This window comes from Micromonospora sp. NPDC047756, assembly GCF_055587245.1.
In genome coordinates this window covers 554,883-577,784 of sequence record NZ_JBVJGQ010000005.1, presented here as the reverse complement: position 1 = coordinate 577,784, position 22,902 = coordinate 554,883, and the positions used below count along the sequence as shown (strand labels likewise).

The following is a 22,902-nucleotide window of genomic DNA, read 5'->3' as shown; positions in this document are numbered from 1 at the left end:
TACAAACTGGTTTTGTCATGAGAGACGTCCTGTACCTGGAGCAGATCGAGCAGGCCGAAGTCCTGCTCAAGCCGCATCGCGTCGAGGTGCTGCGGCAACTGGCCGAACCGCGCACCTGCACCGAGGTCGCGGCCCGACTCGACCAGACGCCACAGCGCGTCTACTACCACGTCAAGCAGCTCGTCGCGGCCGGCCTCGTCGAGCTGGTCAACGAACGCAAGGTCCGCGGCATCACCGAAGGCATCTACCAGGCCGCCGCCCGCTCCTACTGGCTCTCGCCGCGACTCGTCGGCCGGATCGGCCTGCGCCGGGCCCGCGACGAACTGAGCCTGGGCTACCTGCTCGACCTGATGGAGGAGGTCCAGGCCGACATCGCCGGCCTGGACCGGGCGGCACCCGAGCTGCCCTCGATCGGCGTCTCCGGCGAGATCCGGGTGCCGGCCGAGCAGCGTCAGCAGTTCCTGCACGACCTGCAAACCGCGCTTCAAGACCTGTTCATTCGCTACGGCGGCAGCGAAGGGGATGCCTTCAAGCTGGCCGTCGCCTGCTATCCGAAGGGAAACGACAATGAGTGAGCCGATGAAGGTCCAGGCCCGTCTCTCCGCGCCCGTCGGGCGCGTCCGCCAGGCCCTGACCGACCCGGCCGAGCTGCGTCTCTGGCTGGCCGAGCACGCCGAGATCGAGCTGCCCCGGCGGTACGAGTTCTGGGGCCGTTACACGCCCGAAGGCGACGCCCCGCACCAGCGGCTGCTGCACGCCGACGACGACACGCTGCGCTTCGGCTGGCTGCTCGACGGCGTGGAGACCACCACCGAGTTCCAGTTGACCGCCGAGGGCACCGACAGCACGGTGCTCACCCTGATCCAGAGCCACTTCGACTTCGCCGAGGCGATGAGCGGCTCCACCATCCGGGGCGTGCTCCAGACGTACTGGGCGCTGTCCATCGCCAACCTGGCCGCGCACCTGGAGGGCAAGCCACTGCTGCCCCGCACCGACTTCACCTCCGCCGACCTGCGGGGCGAGCTGGTCATCGCCGCCCCCGCCGACAAGGTGTGGGAGTCGCTGACCGACTCCGAGCAGGCCAGCGCGTGGTTCGGCTACCCGATCGGCATCGAGCCCTGGGTCGGCGGCCGGTACGCCATGGGCGGCTTCGAGACCGGTTACGCGGCGAAGGTCGTCGACCTGGAACCCGGTCGCCGGATGTCCGTCGACTGGGGACCGACCGGCGTGACGAGCTGGGAGCTGGCCGAGTCCGGCGGCAAGACCACGCTGACCTTCGTGCAGAGCGGCTTCGACGAGGCCAACCCGCCGTACGGGGCCTGGAGCGGGTCGGTTGCCGGGCTGTTCGAGCTGCGCCGCTTCCACGAGATGCCGAACTGGCAGCCGATCTGGCTCTCCGAGGAGATCCCCGGCCTGGAGCCCGCGCCGACCAACTGAGTCGCACGTCCGCCCACGCCACCGTCACGCGAACCCAAGAGCCGAGCAACATCGGGGAAACTGCTGCCTCCAGCCACGCGGGAGGCAGCAGTTTCCCCGTACTTGAGCAGATCGTGTGACTCCACCGGCGGGATCTGGTGACTTTTCGCGGTTGGGTGGGTACTGGCTGGCGATGTTCTTCATCTTTGGTCTGCGTACCAAGGTCGACCGGTCCGGTGTCATGCAGCAGGTCTGCCGCCACTGCGGCAACCAGGCCGCCCAGGTGATCACCCGCCGTTCGACGAAATTCACCCTCTTCTTCATTCCGCTCATCCCGATTCGCACCCGGTACGCGCAGCAGTGCACGTTCTGCGGGGCGGAGTACGAGATTGCCAGGTCCGACGCCGAGCGCCTCCCGGTCGGCTGATCCGACGATGGAACGCTTCCTCTGCTGGTTGATCGGCCGACACACGTCCTCGGTCGACGTGGCGGTGCACACCGTTGCCCGCCCGCCCTGCACCCCCGGTCGGCGCAGACGCCGCCGCGCACGCCGTCCGTTGGCCGGCACCGCGCTGCCCCGCTCACCCTGGAACCGATCTGCGGGCCGCTGACGGCAGGCCGGAGCCGCAGCGGGGTGAACGTTCGGCTGTGGCGGCGTTTCTGGGCGCTGGTTAGGCTTTCGGGGTTTGCCGTGGACCGGCGCCGCCGAGGGTGCACGTACGACGAAAGAGCCGGAGCGACCGTGTCCCGACAGGACGGAAGGCAGGCTGCGGGGGCGTTGAACCCCGCCGGTGCTTTCGTCGCGGCTGCTGTCATCCTGCTGGAGGCGGGCTGGCTGTTCGCCGCGTTGCCCGGTGCCGCGCTGGTCAGCGACATCGGCGCGATGCTTGTCGCCGGTTGGGCGACGGTCGCGTGCGTCGGGGTGGCCCGTCGTCATCCGCCGCCGCTGCGCCGGTTCTGGACGCTGCTCGCTCTCACCATGGGGCTGGCCGCGATGGGTCGGGCGATCTGGACGGTGCAGCGGCTCGTCGGCGATGACCTGCCGCACACGCCGGTGGTCGGGGTGGTCTTCACCGCCGGCATCCTCACCGGCACGGCCGCGCTGCTCAGCTCGCCGTCGGCACCGAAGAGCGCGGTGGGGCGAGCCCGGACGTTGCTGGACGGGGTGATCGTCGCCCTGGCTCTGGTGCCGATCGGATGGGTGCTGGTCTTCCGGGGGGTCGCCGCCGCCGAGCTGGCCGATCCGGCGCGCACGCTGGGGCTGCTCTTCCCGATGTTCGACCTGATGCAGCTCACCATCCTGGTGGCGGTCTCCGGGCCGGCCCGGCCGATGTGGCGGCCGATGACGATCCTCGCGGCGAGCCTCACCCTGCGGGTCGTCGCCGACGTCGTCTACGTGTCGCTGGTCGCCCGTGCCGACTACACCGCCGGTCACCCGATCGACCTGTGCTGGCCGTTGAGCTATCTGCTGATCGGCCTGGCCACCCGGAACCCGCCGCCACCGGACTGCGACGGCACCGACGACACCGCCGAGTCACCACTGCCGCCCTGGTGGCGGGTGGCGCTGCCGTACCTGCCGGTGGGTGGGGCGATCATCGCGGTGGTGCTGGCCCGTCGGCCCACCGGGCAGACCCCGCAGCTGGTGTTCGTGACCATGATGGTGTTGCTGGCCGCCCTCGCCGTGCGGCAAGGGCTGGCGGCCAACGAGAACCTGCGGTTGGTGGCCCGGCTGCGCCGGCTCGCGTACGGCGACCAGCTCACCGGGCTGCCCAACCGGCTGTTGTTCAACCGGCGGTTGCGTCTGGCCCTGCGCGACGGGCGGCCGGTGGCGGTGCTGCTGCTCGACCTGGACGGGTTCAAGCAGGTCAACGACCGGTTCGGGCACGCCACCGGTGACACCCTGCTGACCGGGCTGGCGGCCCGCATGCACACTGCCGTGAACGGTGACGGCACCATCGCCCGGCTCGGTGGTGACGAGTTCGCCGTGCTGGTCGACGGCGACCGGCCGGTGTCACCGGAACGGCTCGCCGAGCGGCTGCTGGACGCGTTGCGGCCCTCCGACGACGAGGAGGACGTCGGGGTGCACCCGTCGGCGAGCATCGGTATCGCCGAGTACGGCCCGCAGCACGCCTCCCACAGCGACCTGCTGCGCGACGCCGACATCGCCATGTACGCGGCCAAGGCGGCCGGGAAGTCCGCGTACCGTACGTGCACGGCGGCGTTGCGCGAGTCGGCCGTCTCCCGTGCCGAGTTGATCGCCGACCTGCGCCGGGCCGTCGACGAGGACCAGTTGCACCTGGAGTTCCAACCCATCGTCGACCTGGGCACCGGCGCGGTGCGCAGCGCCGAGGCGCTGGTGCGCTGGCGGCACCCCCGGCTGGGGATGTTGCCGCCGTCGAGGTTCCTGCCGTTGGCCGAGGAGACCGGGCTGATCCTGCCGATCGACCGGTGGGTGATCCACGAGGCGTGCCGGGCCGCCGCCACCTGGCGGGACCGGATGCCGGAGGCGACGGTCGCGGTGAACATCGCCGCCGCGCACCTGCGCCGGCCGGACCTGATCGCCACGGTCACCGCGGCGACCAGCGCCGCCGGGTTGGCGCCGCGGGCGTTGACCCTGGAGTTGACCGAGTCGGCGTTGATCGAGGGCACCGAGGCGGTGCTGGAGCGGCTGCACCAGCTCCGGGAGTTGGGCATCCGGATCGCCATCGACGACTTCGGCACCGGCTACTCGTCGTTGAGCTATCTGCACCGCATCCCGGCCACCGAGCTGAAGATCGACAGGTCGTTCGTGGCCCGGCTGGGCACCGACGACCGGGCGTACGCGACGGTGGAGATGGTCACCCGCCTGGCCGGCGCGTTCGACCTGGCGGTGGTCGCCGAGGGGGTGGAGACCGAGCGTCAGCACGAGGCGGTCACCGCGATCGGCTGCCCGCGAGGCCAGGGCTATCTGTACGGGCGGCCGGACGGCCCCGCCATGGTGGGCCAGAATTGGAGTTGACTCTCACGTAGCGGCAGGCAGGAGCCTGGTTCCCGGAAGGGAGGGGGACCATGGCGTACACGGTGGGTCAGGTGGCGAAGGTGGCCGGCGTGACGGTGCGGACGCTGCACCACTACGACGAGATCGGGTTGCTCTCGCCCAGCGGGCGCACCTCGGCGGGTTACCGCCGTTACGACGACGCGGACCTGCAACGGCTGCAACTCGTCCTGTACTACCGGGAGCTTGGTTTCCCGCTTGAGGAGATCACCGCGATCATCGACGACCCGGCGGCCGATCCGGCCGCGCACCTGCGCCGGCAGCACGAACTGCTGACGGTACGGCTCACCCGGTTGCAGGAGATGGTCGCGGCGATCGAGTTCGCGATGGAGGCGAGCAGGATGAACATTCAACTCACGCCGGAGGAGCGGTTCGAGGTCTTCGGGGACTTCGACCCGGAGCAGCACCGGGCCGAGGCGGAGCAGCGCTGGGGTGACACCGACGCGTACCGGGAGTCGAACCGGCGGGTGTCCCGCTACACGAAGGACGACTGGCTGCGCAACAAGGCGGAGAACGAGGACTGGGGTCGGCGGATGGTCGCGGTGCTGACCTCGGGCGCCGCGGCGGACAGCCCGGAGGCGATGGACCTGGCCGAGGAGCACCGGCAGCTCATCAGCCGCTGGTTCTACGAGTGCTCGTACGAGATCCACACCGGGTTGGCCGACATGTACCTGGCCGACGAGCGGTTCACCGCGTTCTACGAGAACATCGCCCCGGGGCTGGCCGGGTATCTGCACGAGGCGATCCACGCCAACGCGATCAGCCGGGCGTGACGACGGGCGGTCCGGCTAGTCTGGCCGGACCGCACCGCCCCGGGGAGATGACAGTGCCGAAACCGAAGCTGATCGCCGCTGTCGCCGTGCTCGTGGTGGCGGTCGGTGCCGGGGCGTGGGCGCTGGTCGCCGCCGGCGACGACGACCCGGGCCCGGTTCGTCCGGCGGTGTCGGCGAACGCCGACCCGGTCGGTGTGCTGAAGGCCGCCGCCGCGAAGGCCGACGAGCAGCCGTACAAGCTGACGGTCGGCACCGGCGGCACGGATGGCGACGCCACTGTGCTGCTGTGGGACCCGACGGCGAAGCGTGGTCTGGAGACCACCTCGCTGAAGGTGCCCACCGGCGTGGTGAAGATCGAGCGGTTGACCACCGGGCCGGACGTGTACGTGCGGGTCACCGCCCCGGACCGCCGCGTCCCGGTCTGGGACGGCAAGACCTGGTGGCACGTCGGCAAGGCCGGTGCCCCGGCGGCCAAGCAGGGTCTGGACAACACCCGGTTGGCCAGCACGCTGGGCGCGCCGACGGGGGTCCGGCTGACCGCCGAGCGGGAGTACGCGGGCACGCTGGACCTGCGTCAGAGCGGCGCGGTGCTGGGCAGCGGCGTCGGCGCCGTGCTGGGTGACCGGGCCGGGGCGGTCCCGTTCACCGCCGCCGTGGACGAGCAGGGTCGGCTGGTCCGCTACCGCATCGAGTTGGCCAGCGAGCAGTCGCAGACCGCCCAGCTCGACCTGACGTACTCGGACTTCGGGTTGAACGTGTCGGCGGACCCGCCGGCGGCCGACCTCGTCGACGAGGACCCGCCGGCGAACATTCCCGGCGCCTGAGGGCGGCTCACTCCTCGACCGCCCCCTCGATGGGGGTGACCAGGAAGTCGTAGACGGTGCGGGCCATCCGCCGGACCGTCTCGTCGCCGGTGGCCATGGGGCCGGAGGTGAGGAACGCGACGGCGGTCTCGGTGCCGGGGATCAGGTAGTAGCCGACGTCGTGGGAGGCGTCCGGCAGGTCACCGGTCTTGTGGGCCACCGGCACGCCGGGGGGCAACGCCGCCGGGATCTTCGTGTTCAGGGTCTGCTCCCGCATGAAGCCGATCATCAGGTCGCGGGAGGCGGGGGTGAGGATCTCGCCGTCCCAGACCGCGCCGAGCAGTGACACCACGTCGTCCGGGCTGGTGTAGTTCTCCTCGCCGCGTTGCGCCGCCGCGCTGTCGAGCATCCGCCGGGCCAGGATGGTGGACCGCTGGTTCATCGAGTCGATCAGCGCGTTGACCGGGGCGAACCCACCCAGGTAGGTGATCAACACGTTCGCGGCCACGTTGTCGCTGTACTTGATCAGGTACTGGGCGAGCCGGTGCAGGGTGACCACCTGCGGGAACGTCTCAAACTGCAGTTGGCCGGTGCCGCCGACCACATCCTGGGGGGTGACCAGCACACCGTCGTCGAGGGAAACCTGTCCACAGTCGACCCGGCGGAGCAGCTCGACGAGGATCCACAGCTTGATGACGCTTGCCGCCTTGGGGCGCAGCGAGCCGTTGACGGCGATCTGCTGGTCGCCGTAGCGGCCGGACAGGTCGCGCACCGTGACCCCGGCCGGGTTGAGGCTGGCGTCGGCGACCACCCGGGCGAGCTGCCCGCTGAGCGGGAACAGTCGGGCCCCGGCGACCGGGTCGGTGGGTGGCTGCGGGCTGGTCACCACCGTTCCGGTGAGCGTCGTCGGCGGGCGGTGCCGCTCGATCACCTCCAGCGTGCCCTCGCTGCGCCCGACCAGCGGCACCCGGTAGCGGTAGGCGGTGCCTCCGACGACGACAGCGCCGCTGGCCACCCCGGCGGCGACCCGCATGCCCGGGTCGGCGACCCGACCGGTGTCGCCGTCGCAGGCGCGGTAGCGCACCGTGTGCCCGAGCGAGTCCACGGCGAACACTCCGCCGGGAAACGACAGCCAGGACACCTCACTGGTCGGCGGGCGCTCCGGCGTCGGGTCCACGCCGGGCTCGTGGCTCTGGCCGTCGCCGGGCTGCACCCCGTACCCCGGCTCGGTTGTCCGCGGCGGGTCCGCGACGGGCGGGCGACCCGGGCCGTCCGCGGTGGCCGGCCCGGTCGTCGCGAGCACCGCGAGCGCGACCGCCGCCGTCAACACCTTCAGCGGTACGCGGGCAGAGTTCCCCAGCAGGGAAGATGAGCGCCTCTTGTCGCTTTTTCTCACGTTTGCACGATATGGAGCGCCGGGGGCGGGTGGGACCGGCGGGACCGTCGTCACCCGTCCGGGCGGCAATGTCCCCCTCAGCGGCGGCCCGCAGGTATAACTGTGACCCGGCAGGCAATCACGCTTTGCTCTGCACCCGCCGATGCGCCGGTTACGGACCGTGCCTGGCGCACGGGCGGGTGCAGAGCAAAGGTCAGCCACTCGGCCAATCACCCCGGAGGACCCGTGCTGATCATCGCCGGCAGCCTGACTGTCGAACCGGCCACCCGCGAGGCGTACCTGTCCGACTGCGAGCAGGTCATCGCGCGGGCGCGCGCCGCCGCCGGTTGCCTCGACTTCCTGCTGGCGGCCGACCCGTTGGAGCCCGGCCGGATCCACGTCTACGAACGCTGGGAGTCACCAGAGCAGTTGGCCGCGTTCCGGGGCTCCGGGCCGGACGACGCGCAGGAGGTCGCCATCCTCGACGCCGACGTGCGGCGCTACCTGATCGCCGGGGTCGAGGCGCCCTGACCCTGGTCACGCCGACGGTTCGGGGCCGGTGGGCAGGCCGGGCGCCATCCGGCGGATCGAGGTGAAGGTCGGCGTGAGGGCCTCGTACAGCTCGGCGAAGAGCGGCAGCAGCGCCGCGTAGGTGGCCGCGGCGGCCGGGTCGGGGCGGACCGTCTCCTCGATCCGCACCAGGTCGGCGGCGACGTCCATGCTGGGGATCAGCCCCAGCGCCTCCATGCCGAGCAGCGCCGCCCCGAAGCTCGACCCCTCGTGCGCGGCCGGGAAGCTCACCGGCAGGCCGAGCGCGTCGGCCAGCATCTGCCGCCACAGGCCGCTGCGGGCGAAGCCGCCACCGGCCCGGACCTCCCGGACCTCGTTGCCGGCCGCGCGCACCGAGCTGAGCACCAGCGCGAGCTGTTGACAGACGCCCTCCAGCGCGGCCCGCACCAGGTGCTCACGGCGGTGGGCGTGGGTCAGCCCCACGTACGCGCCGCGCGGCAGGGCGCTCCAGTGTGGGGCCCGTTCGCTGTGCAGGTACGGCAGCATGATGAGCCCGCCCGAGCCGACCGGCGCGCGGGCCGCCAGGGCGACCAGGTCCTCCTCGGAGTGCTCGCCCAGGTCCGGGGCGAGCGCCGCGCCGGCCCACTTCAGCACGATGCCGCCGTTGTTGATCGCGCCACCGACCGCCCAGCGGTGCTCGGTCAGCGCGTAGCAGAACACCCCGCCGAGCGGGTCCACGCCGGGCCGCTCGACCATCACCCGCATCGCGCCGCTGGTGCCGATCGAACAGGCCACCATGCCCGGGTGCACCGCGCCCAGACCCAGGTTCGCCAGTGGCCCGTCGCCGGCGCCGACCACCACCGGGGTGCGCTCCGGCAGGCCGGTCTCCGCCGCGGCCTGCGGGGTGAGGTTCGGCAGCACGGCGGTGGTGGCGACGAGCTGCGGGAGCTGTTGCTGGGTGATGCCGGCGATGGTCAGCGCCTCGTCGTCCCATCTCAGTTCGTGGATGTCGAGCAGGCCGGTGGCCGAGGCGATCGAGTGGTCGGTGACCAGTACGCCGCAGAGCCGCAGCAGCACCCACTCCTTGATGCCCACCCAGTGCGCCACCCGCTCGAAGAGTTTCGGCTCCTGCTCGGCGAACCAGAGCAGCTTGGGCAGCGGCGACATCGGATGCATCGGTGTGCCGGTGCGCCGGTGCAGGGCCAACCCCGACGGCACCGCCCGTAACCGCTCGGCCTGCCGGGTGGACCGCGAGTCGGCCCAGGTCACCGACGGGGTGAGCGGAGTGCCGTCCCGGTCCAACCCGATCAGGCTGTGCATCGCCGAGCCGAACGACAACCCGGCCACCGGCTGGACCAGCTCCGCCACGACCATGCTGATCGACTTGAGCACCGCGTTGAGGATGAGCTGCGGGTCCTGCTCGGCGTAGCCGGGTTGCGGGTTGTTCAGCGGGTAGCCGACCAGGTGACTGCCGAGCTGCCGCCCGTCGGTGTCGTACGCGACGGCCTTCGTGCTGGTGGTGCCGATGTCGACCCCGATCACGACCTTGGGCAGCGTGACTGCCGGCACGACCGTCACCCCCTCGGAGAACATGAACGTTGGCATCAGTATCCCCCTATCGTGCTGGTTGCTCCGCCGATCGGGTAGTTCGCCCGTTTCGGCGTGTCCGGGTGCCGCGCCGCGCCTGTTAAACCGTGTGACACCCCAGATTGGTGGCCTGCGCGGCGAAGGAGTCGGCGTGGCAAAGACTGATTCGACGGGTTCCACATGGCGGTACCGGTGGGCGCACCGGCAGAACGTGCGGCGGGTCAGCACGTACCGCGGCGCTGAGACGGCGTGGCGGCGACGCGACGACGAGTTACGGCGGCTACGCGCCCTGGCCGCCGACTTCCAGGGCTCGGCCGCGGCCGGCGCCGGGCTGGCGTTGGAGTTGGCCGCCGACGAGGTGGTGCTCTGGGTGCTACCCGCGGCGCAACTGGTCGAGGTGCGGCACACCGCTGTCCTGCCCGCGCCGGACCTCACCGTCGCCCCGCGAACCGGGCCGCTGCGCCCGCGCCGCCCGGACGGCGTACGCGTCACCGACGCCGGCATGGCCGTGATCACCAGCCGTCGACTCGTGCTGCTCGGCGGGCGGGGCCGGCGCGACTGGGCGTACGGGCGGATTACCGGCCTGTCCCACGACCCGACGGCCCCGGTCACCCTGATCCAGGTGCTGGACCGGCGGCGTACCTCCGGGTTGTTGCTGCCCACCGACGCCGCGCCGGACTTCCGGTTCACGCTCACCCTGGCCTTCGCCGACGCGATCGAACAGCGCGCCGCGGTGATCGCCCAACTCGACGAGCTGATCGCCGAGCACGCTCAGCTCAAGCCGTTCCGGCCGGCCGCGGCCACCCCCGGGCAGGCCCGACTGTCGTCGTTCGTGCCCGGTGGCCGCAGGACCATCGCGGTGGCGGCGGCCATCGCGCTGCTGGTGCCGGCGGCGCTCATCGAGTCGAACCCGTCCGACCCGACCGGCGGCGCGGAGGTCGCCGCCGCGGCCACCCCGGCGCCCACCGCCAGCGCCGCACCCGCGCGGATCGGCCCGGCGCTCGCCCTGAAACCCCCGCCGCCGCCGAAACCGACGAAGTCACCACGCCCGTCGCCCAGCGCGACCCAGGGCCCGCGCTGCGGGGCACCGGAAAACCCGCTGGGGTACGGCTTCTGCGGCGGCACGCGGATCCGCAAGCCGGCCGCCGAGGTGTGCGACTGGTTCGACTGCGTACCGCAGTTCTGGGCCGGACGCGGTTACCTCGTGCAGTGCCGCGACGGTTCGGTGAGCCTGGCCGGCGGCCGGTCCACCGCCTGCGCCGAGCACCAGGGCGTGCGGAGAACCGTCACGAAGTGACCGATTCGGGGCCGGAAGTCCGCTTCGCTCGGCCAGAATGATCGAGTGGAGATCCGGTCTGACGATGGCGCTCGGGTGCGGGTACGCCCGGTGGGCTACCAGCCCGGCATCGACCCGCCCGACGACCCGGACGGGGCCACCCCCGGCTGGCACGACTGGCTGCTCATCGAGGTGGACGCCCGCACCGCCGACGGCCAGACCTGGTCACACCACTACCCGAGCCTCATGGTCGAGGAGGCCCGCGCGCTCGGCGGCTGGCTGCACGGGCAGGCCACCGCCGCCCTCGCGCTGAGCGCGCCACCGGCGACGGTCCGGTTCACCGAACCCAACCTGGCCCTGCGCAGCCGGGTGCTGCGCCGCCGCCGGCTGGAGCTGACAGTGGAGTTCTCCGCCGAGTCACTGCCACCGTGGATGCGCCGCCCGTCCACCGCGATCTATCCGCTTATCCTCACCGTCTCCGCTGACGCCCTGGTCACCGCCGCCGAACACTGGGCCGAGCACTGCGAGGCGTACCCACCGCGTACCCAGTCGCGGTTCCCGACCCACGGCCCGCAGCCGTACCGCCGACGCGCCGGCTGAGCACCGGCCTACGCTGAACGCGCTTTTGCATCAAATTGATTTGATGTAATCTCCGACCTGTGATGCGAGAGGCACCCGTCGCGCCTCCTGGGTTCCTGACGGCCGTCGGGCACCCGGTGCGGTGGCGGCTGATCAGTGAACTGGCCGGCGGTGACCTGGCCGTGCGTGAGCTGACCGCGCTCCTCGGCCAACCGCAGAACCTCGTCTCGTACCACCTCGGCAAGCTGCGCAAGGCCGAGGTGGTGACCGCGCGGCGCAGCAGCGCCGACGGCCGCGACACCTACTACTCGCTTGACCTGGCCCACTGTGGGCACCTGCTGTCCGGCACCGGTGCCGCACTGCACCCCGGGTTGCGGCTCACCTCACCCGAACCGGCCACCTCGGTGAGCGGTCGAGTGTTGTTCCTCTGCACGGGTAACAGCTCGCGTTCACAGATGGCCGAAGCGCTGCTACGGGAGGGCACCGCCGGTGCCGTGGCGGCCTACAGCGCCGGAAGTCGGCCCAGATCGATCCACTCCCACGCGATAGCCGCCATGGCGGCGCGCGGCATCGACCTGAGCACGGCGCGCCCCAAACACGTGGACGAGTTCACCGCCCAGCAGTTCGACGTCGTGATCACCTTGTGTGACCGGGTCAGGGAGGTCTGCCCCGAGGTCCTCGGGCATCCACGGCTCGTGCACTGGAGCATCCCGGACCCGGCGGCCGACCCCGACGGACTGCCCGCCTTCGAGCGGGTCGCAGCCGAACTCGCCCAGCGCATCAGCTTCCTGCTGCACACACTCTCCGCCCCACGAGAGAAGGCATCATGACCAAGCCCATCCATGACGACACCGTCAGCGTGCGCTACCTCGTCGACGACGTCGCTGCCGCGCTCGACTTCTACACCACCAACCTCGGGTTCACCCCGATCAGCGCGTTCCTGCCCGCGTTCGCCGACGTCCGGCGCGGGAACCTGCGGCTGCTGCTGTCCGGGCCGAAGAGTTCCGCAGGCCGGTCCATGCCCGACGGACGTCGTCCACACCCCGGCGGCTGGAACCGCATCCACCTGATCGTCGCCGACATCGACGCGGAGGTTGCCCGGCTGCGCTCGGCCGGAGTGCCCTTCCGCAGCGACGTCATCACAGGGCCGGGCGGTCGGCAGATCGTCCTGGACGATCCGGCTGGTAATCCTGTCGAACTCTTCGAGCCTGCCGCTGCCTGAAATTCTCTTCTATCGGGCGCAACGGGATGCATCGATCCTGGTCGCGTTGCCTGTCACGTACGTGAGCGGTTGTACCGCGTGTGACCGTGACCTCTGTGGCCCACGCCCCCTGGCGGATCGCCTGGGCCGAGCGCGAGAACGAGCGCCGGCAGCGCGCGTACCGCGACGCCACCGACGCCTGGCGGCACCGCGACGACCACCTGGCCCGGCTCCGCATCGAAGCCGCCAGCTTCCTCGGGTGTACGCAGCCCCGCACCGGCCTACCGGTGGAGCTCGACGACGACGAACTGGTCTTCCGCGTCCTCCCCGTCGCCACGCTGGTCGAGGCTGAGGCGCGGCACGTCCCCGGTCTGCCCACCCCTGGCCCATGTTCCTTCGCTGAGCCCTCCTCCGACGCCCTGCCGCCGGGCCTACGGATCGTGGACGCCGGGATGGCCGTGGTGACCAGCCGGCGGGTGGCCTTCGGCGGACGGGAGCACCGGCGCGAGTGGCGGTACGCGGACCTGGTCGGCCCCGCCCACCACCCCGACGTGCCGGTCACCCTGTTGCCGGACCGGGGTCGATTGCAGGGTCTGCTGGTCCCGGTCAACGCCGTGGTGAACTTCCGCTTCTATCTCACCCTCGCGGCCAGCGAGGATCGGGCTGCCGTCATCGCGCAGATGGACGCGCTGTTGGCCGCACACCGGGCCGATCCCCCCGCGCCTCCTCCGGTGGTGGACCCCGACGACGCGCCGCTGACGGCGGTACGCCCCGACCGCCGGGCGCTCGGCGCTGCCGCCGTCGCCGCGGTGGTGTTCGTGACGCTCGGACCGGGCGCGCTGGGGCCCACCGCTCTGGGGCCTGGCGCGTGGGGTCCTCGTGAGCCGGTGCCCTCGGCGGAGATCATCGCCTGGGACGTGCCGAAGGCTGGGGCGGTTCTTGTGCCGACCGGTCCGGTGGCACCCCGGTCGCGGGTCGGCTCAGCCGACAGTGCCGTATGGCACCCGCCGTCCGCCCCGATTGTCCGGCCGTCCGCCTCGGCAGAGGTCTCCACAGTGCCGTCCCCGGTGGTGGCGGTGGCTCTGCCGCCGGCCGCTACGCCGTCCGTCGTGCCGACCCCGTCGGCTAGCCCGGTACCGACGTCGGTTCCTCCGACAGACCCGCCCGCTTCGGCTCCTCCGACGCCGCCCGTCGCGTCGGCCTCGCCGGTGCCGACCCCGACCGCCACGCCTACGCCCTCGCCGGATCCGGGATTGCTGGCGATCTGCCTGGACCCTGTTCAGCTGCCGGTGCTGGACCCGCTGCTCTGCCCGTCTCCGGCGCCCTGATCGGCGTCTCCGCCTGCCGTTCGCTCAGTTCATGGCGCTGAAGTCGGGGACGGTGAGGGAGCCGTCCTCCGCGAGGGTGAAGCCGGGGTTCCAGGCGATCTCCCAGAGGTGGCCGTCCGGGTCGGCGAAGTAGCCGGCGTAGCCGCCGTAGAAGGTCTCCCGAGCCGGCTTGGTCACCGTCGCGCCGGCCCTGGTCGCCGTGGTGATCACCTCGTCGACCTCGGCTCGGGAGCGGACGTTCTGGGCGAGCCCCATCCCGCCGAAGCCGCCGGTGCCTGGGTCGTCGATGCCCGCGTCCTCGGCCAGCTTGTCGCGGCTCCAGAGGACGAGGGCCAGGCCGCCGGCCTGGATGAAGACCGTCTCCTCGACCTCCTGACCCCGCCAGCCGAGCTGCTCGTAGAAGGTCTTCGCGCGGGCCACGTCCGCGACTCCCAGGGTGATCAGGCTGATCCGCTGCTCCATGGTCCTCAACCTAGCGCTAGGAGTTCTCCCGCACCCCTCGTCCCCAAACCGTTCGTGCAACGGAAGCCGACGGTCGTTGATCTAGGATTCCAGGTCATGCGGGAGTTCTTCACGGTCGGCGGTCGGAGGCTCTCGTATCTGGACTTTGGCGGTCCGGGTCAGCCCCTCCTGGCTCTGCATGGGCACTACAACGAGGCTTCGGCTTTCGCGCCGCTGGCGGAGGCGTTGGCACCACATTGGCGGGTGATCGCGCTCGACCAGCGTGGGCACGGAGAGTCCGACCGTACCGAAAGCTACGAGCGAGACGACTACGTTGCCGACCTCGCCGCCTTTCACCGGCATCTCAAGGCGGGCCCGGCTGCGGTGCTGGGCCACTCACTCGGCGGGGTGAACGCCTACCAGTACGCCAGCCGGCACCCGGATCTGGTCACTGCGCTGATCGTCGAGGACATCGGCGCGGTCGTGGACTGCGATTGGTCGTTCACCACCCGCCTTCCTCACCGAGCACCATCCCGCGACGCGCTGGCCTCGGCACTGGGCGCGGCGGCGCCCTACCTGGAGTGCTCCTTCCGGCAGTCGGAAGACGGCTGGGGCTTCTCCTTCGGCATTGATGACACGGTGGCGTCCCAGAAAGCTCTCAACGGCGACCACTGGAAGGACTGGATAGCGGTGACCTGCCCTACCCTTCTGATCCGCGGCACGCGCAGCGACGAGCTTGCCGCCGATCATGCTCGCGAAATGATCGCCCGCCGCCCAGGCCAGGCTCGGCTCGTCGAGCTGCCAGCAGGTCACGTCGTGCATCACGATGCGCAAGCGCAGTTCGCCGCTGCTATCCGTGCCTTTCTGTCCAAGCGGCACTGAGCCAGGGGAGTGTGCGCAGCGCGACGGATCGGGTTCGCGAGGAGCACCGAGCGGCGATCGTTCGGGCGGTGGCGTACACGTCGGCGGGTAGGGCGTGACGGAGCTGCCACAGGACCCGGGACGGCCGGCGGTAGGGGGTCCGGGAATCGCCCAGTAAAAGTGGGGTTGACATGCCTACCAGCATGGTGCTGCTGCTTCAGACGGGCGAAACAATTGGTCCCAGGGGTAGGGCCGCTCGGCGGGCGTGCCCCGCGCGATGCTGCATGTCGACGTCAAGAAGTAGGTACATCGCCGACGGCGGCGGCTGGCGGCAGCCCGGTCGATGTGTGACAGCCGATTGATCCAGCAGCGGGTCAACACGGCATTCACGGTCGAGGACGGGAAAGCACTGTCCATTAGTGGCCATGGCCGGTGGGCGCCTAGTTGCGATGTGGCTCAGCCACCGCCCCCATAGCTCGACCAGGCGTCTCTAATGCCGCGATTGTCAGATCTCGGACAGGCGACACGCTTCGCCGCACCGCCGACTGCCCGGCAGTCGAATGTAATCCGACTTTCGCCGTGCCCGTGGCTCGCTAGCCCGGGCGGGCGGCCATCGCCGCTGAACAGGGCAGATGTCGTCAGCGACCATCACCGATTGCTCAGCGGCAACATCAACTTCTGAGGTTATTGACAGCGCGAGTAGGGCAGCCGGGACCAACTAAACGGCTGAATACTGGGGGTCCCGCCGGCAGGACCAAGGGCGATAGGGTCCGAGCACCGTCAGTGAAAGCGGGGTGACGGTGCTTACCGAGCTGGCGCTTCTGCCTGGGGTGGAGGCAGAGAGAGTGGCCTCGGCGGTTCTTGCGGACCTACGGTCTGCCGAACGCCGGGGCGTCGTGGTCGACTCGCTGCCTCGGGCCGGCAGGGCGAAGCTTGCCGTCCGCACTGCGGTGAGAGTCGGCGGCGGGCACGAGGAGCGGAGCGTCATCGCGCAGACGAACAAGAAGAGCGACGATCTAATCGACCGCCTGGCGCATGAGGCGCCGAGCTGCCCATTGCCCAGATCTCGGCTGCGGACTACTCCCTTGGTGCCTCTGGCGATTCCGCAACAGCCGTCGAGTTCGAATGCAGCTCCAGGACGACATGCGCCATGGCTACTGATCCAGCGCCCAGCCTGAGGGAGCTTGACGATGAGTGAACGTGCGCCCTTGCGTCAGATTGAGGTCTGGATTGAGGACCACCGGCGACGGACGCTTGAGGCGTACGCGGCGGATTCTCTGCTGGCTGCGGAGCACGCAAACCAGGAAAACAGTAACGCTGGAGGCAGGGTGAGCGACTGGATCCCGGATGTTCCAACTGACGGCAGTATCGATCTGCCACCGGATCCGAGGGCGCTCGACGCGATCGGGCGGAACCACTCGCTTGAGACGGCGCTGGCTGACCTGGTTGACAACTCGGTCGACGCCGGCGCCACCAATGTCGTGATCAGGCTCGTCGTCGCGGGCGGTCTTCCGCGCGTGCTCTACGTGACCGATAATGGCCGAGGCATGGCTCCCGCCCAGATAGATACGGCCATGACCGTAGGCGGGCGGCGTGATTACGAGACTTCTGACCTCGGACACTTCGGACTCGGACTCAAGGCTGCGTCGTTCAGTCAGGCACGCAGCCTTACCGTCATGTCCCGTGCTGCCGGGCATAACCCGGTCGGCCGCAGGTGGCGGGTGAACACCGCGACGAAGCGCGACTTCTCGTGCGATGTGGTTCCTGCTCCGTTCGTCACCGCTGAGTTCGACCGAGACTGGCGAATCTCGCTCGGCAAGTCTGGAACCATCATCCGGTGGGATGATGTCGTCACTTTCCCTGCCGGCTCGGAGGCGCACCGGGTTGAGATTTTCATAGATCGGCTGATCACCGGCGCATGCCAGCACCTCGGGATAGTATTCCATCGATTCCTCGAACAGGAGCGGCTGAGCGTCGACTTCGAGGTCTACGACGTAGATCAGGCATATCTCGGACCTCCGATCCCAGTCACCCCGCTGAACCCGTTCGCCTACTCACGACCGGGCGCTCAGGGCTACCCCAAGAGGCTGACTGCCACTGTCGACGGAGTCGATATCTCCTTCAAATGCCACATCTGGCCGGGCAAGAGCAGCACCCCATCCTACCGGCTGCGGGGGACGCCGGTCGATTATCAGGGGCTTTACTTCTACCGCCGGGACCGGCTGCTGCAGTTCGGCGGCTGGGAAGGCATCCACGTATCGCACGCAAAGCTGCAGCTGGCGCGAGTCGAGGTTGACATCGACGGGGACGTCGCCGGCATGTTTCACATGAACGCGGAGAAATCCCGGGTGCTCGTCGGACTGGAGTTCTCCCGCCTCGCCGCAGCAGCTCGGTCATCGGACGGCATTAACTTCAATGATTACTTTGACCTGGCCGAGCAAGTCTATCGAACGGCGAACGCCCGCTCGATGAAGCGAACGCCGATGATTCATCCCGGATCGGGCCTTCCCTCCACCGTCAAGGACGTAATCCGCAAGGAGGTGCCACCGATCCTCGGCCGTGACGCCATCGAGATCCGCTGGGCGACCTTCGTGGACGATTCGTTCTTCCGAGTGGATCGAGAACAGAGCACGTTGTGGCTCAACAAGCGCTACCGCAAGATGCTGCTCGGCGGTAAGCACGGCGGCCTTAACGATCTCCCGCTGGTCAAAGCATTGTTGTACCTTCTGGTGGCGGATTCGTTCGAGGGTAACTACCACGGCGCGCGCGACAAGGACAATATGGAACTGTGGCAGTCCGTTCTCACCACCGCCGTGCAAGCGGAGCGCCGATGACGTCGGCGGTGAACCTGGATAGACGTCACGTGACTGTCGAGAGCTTCGATCGGTATCTCGCCAGCGAAGTTCCGGTCGTCCTGCCGATCCGCGGGACACCAGCAGTGTCGGTGTTCGTTCGCCCCACGAAGCCGGAGCTCGGTCTGCGGATTGAGGTCGGCCCGGACACTCAGGCTCCGGTCACCGGGCTGAACAACATTGTCGCCCGCGTGGCGGATCACGAGGGACAGCACCACTTGGAAGTGGTCGTTGTCGCGGCGGCCCTGTTCCGGGATGCATACCCGGTGCTCTGCTCGATGGCCGACCGCATCCAGATCGCGGAGATGGAGCCCGCTCGCGCGCTGCGGGAGACGCTCGGACAGTTGGCCTCTCTCCTCCGAGAACCGGAGGCGATCTCTCAAGAGCGAGAGATCGGTCTGTTCGGCGAGTTAATGACGCTCGGTGGCCTGGCCGCGAGAATCGGCGGTTCGGCGGCAGTGGGCGCCTGGCGAGGTCCGCAGGGCGAGGAACACGACTTCGGCCTGCCTGCTGTGGACGTGGAGATAAAGACGACGATCAGCGAGCGCCGCGCTCATTGGATCGATTCGCTAACCCAGCTGCAGCCCACGACGGACCGGCCGCTGTGGCTCGTGTCGCACCAACTGACGGCTGCCGGCGCGGGCTTCGGGAAGACGCTGCCGGAACTGATTGAAGAGGTCGGATCAACTCTCCACAGCACGACTCGCAACGACTTCGAAGCGAAGCTAAGCGGGGCCGGGTGGTCCGCCGCCTACGCCCAGCTGCTGACGTCGCGCTGGGAGCGTCGCACGGAGAGCGCCGCCTTTGAGGTGGACGAGCAGTTTCCGCGGTTGGTCCCGGACGCGCTGCAGCGAGCCGGCCTGTCGATCGCTCGATTGATGCAGGTTCGCTATCGAGTTGACCTAGACGGCATTGCCAGCCCCGTCACCATTCCCTTAGTCATCGTCGCCGCACTCGGATCGTGAGGACACCATGAGCGAATCACTGGTCACTGCGTACCTCGGGGCTCTCGGCGCTATGGTCAGCGGGCCAAAGGCACTGGTGCGGCGGGCCGCCGTCGAGGCGGAGGACATCGACCCCGCACTCGATGTGTCGGAGGACCGTCTGCGGGAGTATATCTCGGCCGCCGACCCCAATGACGAGCTCCGGGTTCAGCTGCATATTCGGCTGGCTACCTGGGATCACGCGCCCATCGAGCCGGGCCTGTGGATGGGTGACACCAAACCAAACACCGAGATGCGACGCGCTCGAATCATGAAGTTGCTCGGCCTCGGCGACAAGACGGCCACCGACTTTGCCAACAACTTCTCGATTGCCACCGACGACGACACCGTGATCGCTGGCAAGTGGGAACCGTGGTATACCGCCGAGCTTCAGCGGCAACGAGATTTTTACTGGAGCCACTACGTGGCCTACCTTCGCGAGCGAAGGAAGTGGAAAGCCGGGGCGATCACTCGTCTGGACGCGGCCACAAGCCGGGTGCTGGAAAGGTTCGCCAACCCAACGCAAAGCAAGCCGGTTCAGACTAAAGGCCTGGTTGTTGGCTATGTGCAGAGCGGTAAGACGGCGAACTTTGCAGGGGTCATCGCCAAGGCGATCGATGCGGGGTACCGCCTCATTATCGTGATGACCGGCACGACCAATCTGCTTCGGGAGCAGACTCAGCGACGGCTAGACATGGAGCTGGTCGGACGAGAAAATATTCTCCGCGGCTTCGATGAAAACGACATCGATGCGGCGAAGCATATCGATTATTTCGATGATGAGGATTGGATTAAGGGCCGGTTCAACCGATATGGCGTGCGGCCGTTGATCCTAGGTAAGCCCGAGATTCGGCGGATGACCACCCGCCGCTTCGACTACCGCTCCCTCCAGCAGGGCTTGCCGGCGCTGGAGTTCGAGCGCAAGGACAAGACGAAGCCTGTCTGGAGCCCGGATAATCTGTATTCCACCGATGCTCGGCTCATCGTAGTTAAAAAGAACGAGTCGGTGTTGCAAAACCTCATTTCTGACCTGAAGAACAACGCCGACCGCCTCGAGGATATCCCCGCTCTCATCATCGACGACGAGTCAGACCAGGCGTCTATCAACACCGTCGATCCGGAGAAGCAGTCGCCGGATGCCAAGAAGGAACGCACCACGATTAACGAGCGCATTTCGACGCTGCTACAAATGCTGCCTCGCGTGCAATACGTTGGTTATACCGCGACGCCGTTCGCCAACGTCTTCAGCGACTACACGGACAAAAATGATGTGTTCCCGTCCGACTATCTGCTCGCCCTGCGCCGGCCGCTGGATTACATGGGTGTCGATGATTTTCACGACATTGACTCCTCGGTCCCAGAGTCGGAGCGAACCTTCGCGAACTCGAAGGAGAGGGTGCATGTCCGACTGATCGATGATGGTGACGAAGAGCTCGCTTTTCAGCGGGCACTCGACTCGTTCGTGCTCGCCGGCGCCCTAAAGCTCTATCGGCAGGGACTGAGCCCTGATGAGGATCGTTACCGCCACCACACGATGCTCGTGCACGAGGCCGCCAAGAAGGCGAAACATAAGATCCGCGCGGAGACCATCAAGGAACTGTGGAGTAGATCGGGCTATACCCTTGCCTCCGGGATGAGGAGGCTCCGCGAACTCTACGACGGCGACTTCGCTCCGGCTTCCCAGGGGCTCGGTTCGGAATATTTCATGCCCGCATCGTTCGCGGAACTCGAACCGCTAATCGGGCGAGTCGTTCGCAAAATCGCGCCGAACGGTGACCCAGTACTGGTGATTAACAGCAACAAGGAGCCGGATCGGGAAGAACTGGACTTCGACGGCCGCTCGGTGTGGCGAATCCTGGTCGGTGGCAACAAGCTGGCGCGCGGGTTCACCGTCGAAGGCCTCACGATCACCTACTACCTCCGCACAGTCGGGCACGCCGAGGCGCTGATGCAGATGGGGCGATGGTTCGGCTTCCGACCGGGGTACCGCGACCTCGTCCGCCTGTTTATTACCGCCAAGATCCGCGACGCTTTCGAAGCCGCCTGTCGGGACGAGGAGCTTTTTCGCGACGAGCTACGGCAGTACGCGGTGATGGCGGGCGGGCGCCCGCTGGTCACGCCGGCCGACATTCAGCCCTTGGTAGCCCGGCACGGGCTCCGCCCCACGGCGGCCAACAAGATGCGCTACGCCCAGCTCGTGGAGAAGCGCAGCCAGAGCAAAGAGCCCAGCTCCGGCTACCCCGCCTTGGCGGAGCAAGAGAAGCTGCGGAACAACGTCAAGGTCATGACACCGCTGTTGCGGGTGGCGTCGAACAGGAGCATTTTGTCCGCTGGCGCCAGGAGCTTCGATGCGATGACTGGCAAGGTTTCCCACGCCGAGATGGTCGTGGTTCTTAAGCAGCTCCAGTGGCGGACCGACGACACCTTCAAGGCCGACCTGGCCTGGATTGAGAGCCTGGACGACCAGGCTATCGACAAGTGGATCATCGTGCTTCCGCAGCGGCGCTCCGACCGCGGCGTGACCATTCCCGGCCTCGGCACGTTCTCGCTCCATGGCCGCAAGATCGAGAATGACAGCCTGCGTGGAAACTCGGAAAGTCTCCACCGCGCGGGGCTCGCGTCCCTCACCGGGCGAACCTCAAAGACCGGCTGCGCGATCATCTATCCGGTGATCGACAAGGATCGGGCTTACGAGGAAATTCCGCACGACACGTGGCCGGACGGTGTGGTCATGGCAATCCGGCTCGAGCTGCCCGAGAAGGCGGTCCCGGCCGGCACCCGGCCGTTGGTTTATCAGGTCGCCGCTAAGCGGCCCATCCCGACAGGAAATTACGCATGGTAAGGATGTAAAACGTTGCCCGAGCCATCAGTTCCGGAGAAGGTCCGCGCCGAGGTCATTCGCGAACTCTATCGCCAGGTGGACACGCTCGACTGGGAAGAACTCCCGGTACGCGCCAAGACCGCCTACTACACGCGCTGGGTGGAGGATGACGCGATCGGGGGGGTGCTCGCCGACTACATGACGTCGGAAGGCATGCGAGTGTGGCTTAAGGACGTGCCGCTGAAGGAGTACGCGCGCGCCGTCGAGAGCTTTGGATCTTACGCCCAATACGTCTCGAAGCACTTGACTCCGCCGAGTGATTTCGTTCCGCTCATCCTCGGCTCAAAGTGGCGCGTTCGACCGGAGACCATCCGCGAGAAGCCTATGCACTGCAAAGCTACCGATGGCTCGCGGGAGCGCTACGTGTGCTGGGGCCGTGTGCGCAACTTCCGCGACCTGGTCTGGGCGGCGTTAAATGAGGCGGTCGACTCGGTCGAGCGTCCACTGATCGTTGTTTACAGAACCGAAGCTGCTCCGATCGGTGCTGAGAGATCCGAGCGTCTCCGCCGGATCGCTGAGCATTGCGGACTTGATGTGGACTTCGTGCGACGACGATGGTTGTCAACGGCGGGCTAGTACTGTTCGCCCAGCGCCGCGTAGAGCCGTTTCAACGCCTCGACCGCGAGATCACCCTCGACGTCATCGGCCCATCTTCAGCGCCAGGAGGAGTCCTCCCGCATGACCACCCCGATAGCGGCTGCGGCGAGTCGTAGCAGGTCTGGGCTCACATCGACATAGTCGACGCCGTCGACAAGCCGAGGCGCATGCGGGGTGGTCAAGTCAGGCAAGCCGGTGTGGGCCCGAAGGGCTGCTGCGGCTGCGGCGACCGCCTGGGCTGCGGCCGCATCAGATAGAGGGGAAGCCGAGACCGAGATTGCTCGCATCAACGCTCCCGCTACCCTCTCGGTCCGTTCGGCGGGCGGGGCTGACTCGAACTGCTCGCACCACTCCGCCGCGTCGTCATTGTCGAAGGGCCCTACGTTCCAGGTGGCCATGTTCTCT

21 protein-coding genes are annotated in these 22,902 nt (G+C 68.4%); 17 read left to right on the top strand and 4 right to left on the bottom strand.

Annotated features, from left to right (window positions below):
- Positions 1 to 17: 17 nt before the first annotated feature.
- The 6 genes from ACZ6NZ_RS19355 (at position 18) to ACZ6NZ_RS19330 (ending at position 6,047) form a co-directional block, all read left to right on the top strand.
- The gene (locus ACZ6NZ_RS19355; protein ID WP_465859400.1) at positions 18 to 575 is read left to right on the top strand and encodes an ArsR/SmtB family transcription factor; all 558 of its coding nucleotides are present in this window, start codon (positions 18 to 20) and stop codon (positions 573 to 575) included.
- Positions 568 to 1,437, top strand: coding sequence for an SRPBCC domain-containing protein (locus tag ACZ6NZ_RS19350; RefSeq protein WP_465859399.1), 870 nt, complete (start codon positions 568 to 570; stop codon positions 1,435 to 1,437). The genes ACZ6NZ_RS19355 and ACZ6NZ_RS19350 overlap by 8 nt, the downstream gene beginning before the upstream one ends.
- A 172-nt stretch (positions 1,438 to 1,609) precedes the next feature.
- The gene (locus tag ACZ6NZ_RS19345) at positions 1,610 to 1,843 is read left to right on the top strand and encodes a zinc-ribbon domain-containing protein (RefSeq protein ID WP_465859398.1); all 234 of its coding nucleotides are present in this window, start codon (positions 1,610 to 1,612) and stop codon (positions 1,841 to 1,843) included.
- Positions 1,844 to 2,158: 315 nt separating this feature from the next.
- Entirely contained in the window at positions 2,159 to 4,414 is a 2,256-nt protein-coding gene (locus ACZ6NZ_RS19340) for a putative bifunctional diguanylate cyclase/phosphodiesterase (RefSeq protein ID WP_465859397.1), read from the top strand.
- A 50-nt stretch (positions 4,415 to 4,464) separates the two neighbouring features.
- Entirely contained in the window at positions 4,465 to 5,223 is a 759-nt protein-coding gene (locus ACZ6NZ_RS19335; RefSeq protein WP_465859396.1) for a MerR family transcriptional regulator, read from the top strand.
- 53 nt (positions 5,224 to 5,276) lie between these two features.
- Complete coding sequence (locus tag ACZ6NZ_RS19330) at positions 5,277 to 6,047, top strand: hypothetical protein (protein ID WP_465859395.1); 771 nt, start codon at positions 5,277 to 5,279, stop codon at positions 6,045 to 6,047.
- 7 nt (positions 6,048 to 6,054) lie between these two features.
- Here ACZ6NZ_RS19330 and ACZ6NZ_RS19325 read toward each other — a convergent pair whose 3' ends face one another.
- Positions 6,055 to 7,422, bottom strand: coding sequence for a serine hydrolase (locus tag ACZ6NZ_RS19325; protein ID WP_465859394.1), 1,368 nt, complete (start codon positions 7,420 to 7,422; stop codon positions 6,055 to 6,057).
- Between the two features lie 225 nt (positions 7,423 to 7,647).
- Here ACZ6NZ_RS19325 and ACZ6NZ_RS19320 point away from each other — a divergent pair, with 225 nt between their 5' ends.
- The gene (locus tag ACZ6NZ_RS19320) at positions 7,648 to 7,932 is read left to right on the top strand and encodes a putative quinol monooxygenase (RefSeq protein ID WP_465859393.1); all 285 of its coding nucleotides are present in this window, start codon (positions 7,648 to 7,650) and stop codon (positions 7,930 to 7,932) included.
- Between the two features lie 6 nt (positions 7,933 to 7,938).
- On the opposite strand, the gene ACZ6NZ_RS19315 is transcribed toward ACZ6NZ_RS19320, so the two are convergent.
- Positions 7,939 to 9,516 carry a gluconokinase gene (locus ACZ6NZ_RS19315; RefSeq protein WP_465859392.1) on the bottom strand — a complete coding sequence of 526 codons (1,578 nt, stop codon included), beginning with the start codon at positions 9,514 to 9,516 and terminating at the stop codon, positions 7,939 to 7,941.
- Between the two features lie 133 nt (positions 9,517 to 9,649).
- On the opposite strand from ACZ6NZ_RS19315, the gene ACZ6NZ_RS19310 reads away from it, so the two are divergent.
- The 5 genes from ACZ6NZ_RS19310 to ACZ6NZ_RS19290 all read left to right on the top strand — a co-directional run bounded on the left by ACZ6NZ_RS19310 (position 9,650) and on the right by ACZ6NZ_RS19290 (position 13,882).
- On the top strand, positions 9,650 to 10,795 hold the full coding sequence (locus ACZ6NZ_RS19310) for a hypothetical protein (RefSeq protein ID WP_465859391.1): 1,146 nt from the start codon (positions 9,650 to 9,652) through the stop codon (positions 10,793 to 10,795).
- 45 nt (positions 10,796 to 10,840) lie between these two features.
- Positions 10,841 to 11,374: a WapI family immunity protein gene (locus ACZ6NZ_RS19305; protein ID WP_465859390.1), complete on the top strand. Its 534-nt coding sequence runs from the start codon at positions 10,841 to 10,843 to the stop codon at positions 11,372 to 11,374.
- Positions 11,375 to 11,436: 62 nt separating this feature from the next.
- A complete protein-coding gene (locus ACZ6NZ_RS19300; RefSeq protein ID WP_465859389.1) occupies positions 11,437 to 12,183 on the top strand; it encodes an arsenate reductase/protein-tyrosine-phosphatase family protein in 747 nt (248 codons plus the stop codon).
- Positions 12,180 to 12,575 carry a VOC family protein gene (locus ACZ6NZ_RS19295; RefSeq protein WP_465859388.1) on the top strand — a complete coding sequence of 132 codons (396 nt, stop codon included), beginning with the start codon at positions 12,180 to 12,182 and terminating at the stop codon, positions 12,573 to 12,575. The genes ACZ6NZ_RS19300 and ACZ6NZ_RS19295 overlap by 4 nt, the downstream gene beginning before the upstream one ends.
- A gap of 86 nt (positions 12,576 to 12,661) precedes the next feature.
- Positions 12,662 to 13,882 (top strand): hypothetical protein, encoded by a 1,221-nt coding sequence (locus ACZ6NZ_RS19290; RefSeq protein ID WP_465859387.1) that lies wholly within the window; start codon positions 12,662 to 12,664, stop codon positions 13,880 to 13,882.
- 24 nt (positions 13,883 to 13,906) lie between these two features.
- Here ACZ6NZ_RS19290 and ACZ6NZ_RS19285 read toward each other — a convergent pair whose 3' ends face one another.
- Positions 13,907 to 14,344 (bottom strand): VOC family protein, encoded by a 438-nt coding sequence (locus ACZ6NZ_RS19285; protein ID WP_465859386.1) that lies wholly within the window; start codon positions 14,342 to 14,344, stop codon positions 13,907 to 13,909.
- 96 nt (positions 14,345 to 14,440) lie between these two features.
- Between ACZ6NZ_RS19285 and ACZ6NZ_RS19280 the strand changes: the two genes are divergently transcribed.
- The 5 genes from ACZ6NZ_RS19280 to ACZ6NZ_RS19260 all read left to right on the top strand — a co-directional run bounded on the left by ACZ6NZ_RS19280 (position 14,441) and on the right by ACZ6NZ_RS19260 (position 22,476).
- Positions 14,441 to 15,205: an alpha/beta fold hydrolase gene (locus ACZ6NZ_RS19280; protein WP_465859385.1), complete on the top strand. Its 765-nt coding sequence runs from the start codon at positions 14,441 to 14,443 to the stop codon at positions 15,203 to 15,205.
- A gap of 1,169 nt (positions 15,206 to 16,374) precedes the next feature.
- Positions 16,375 to 18,018: an ATP-binding protein gene (locus ACZ6NZ_RS19275; RefSeq protein WP_465859384.1), complete on the top strand. Its 1,644-nt coding sequence runs from the start codon at positions 16,375 to 16,377 to the stop codon at positions 18,016 to 18,018.
- A complete protein-coding gene (locus ACZ6NZ_RS19270; RefSeq protein ID WP_465859383.1) occupies positions 18,015 to 19,001 on the top strand; it encodes a PD-(D/E)XK motif protein in 987 nt (328 codons plus the stop codon). Before ACZ6NZ_RS19275 ends, ACZ6NZ_RS19270 begins: the two co-directional genes overlap by 4 nt.
- Positions 19,002 to 19,008: 7 nt before the next feature.
- Entirely contained in the window at positions 19,009 to 21,861 is a 2,853-nt protein-coding gene (locus tag ACZ6NZ_RS19265) for a Z1 domain-containing protein (RefSeq protein WP_465859382.1), read from the top strand.
- A 12-nt stretch (positions 21,862 to 21,873) separates the two neighbouring features.
- The gene (locus tag ACZ6NZ_RS19260) at positions 21,874 to 22,476 is read left to right on the top strand and encodes a hypothetical protein (RefSeq protein WP_465859381.1); all 603 of its coding nucleotides are present in this window, start codon (positions 21,874 to 21,876) and stop codon (positions 22,474 to 22,476) included.
- A 77-nt stretch (positions 22,477 to 22,553) separates the two neighbouring features.
- Here ACZ6NZ_RS19260 and ACZ6NZ_RS19255 read toward each other — a convergent pair whose 3' ends face one another.
- On the bottom strand, positions 22,554 to 22,895 hold the full coding sequence (locus ACZ6NZ_RS19255; RefSeq protein WP_465859380.1) for a DUF4259 domain-containing protein: 342 nt from the start codon (positions 22,893 to 22,895) through the stop codon (positions 22,554 to 22,556).
- Between the last annotated feature and the right edge of the window lie 7 nt (positions 22,896 to 22,902).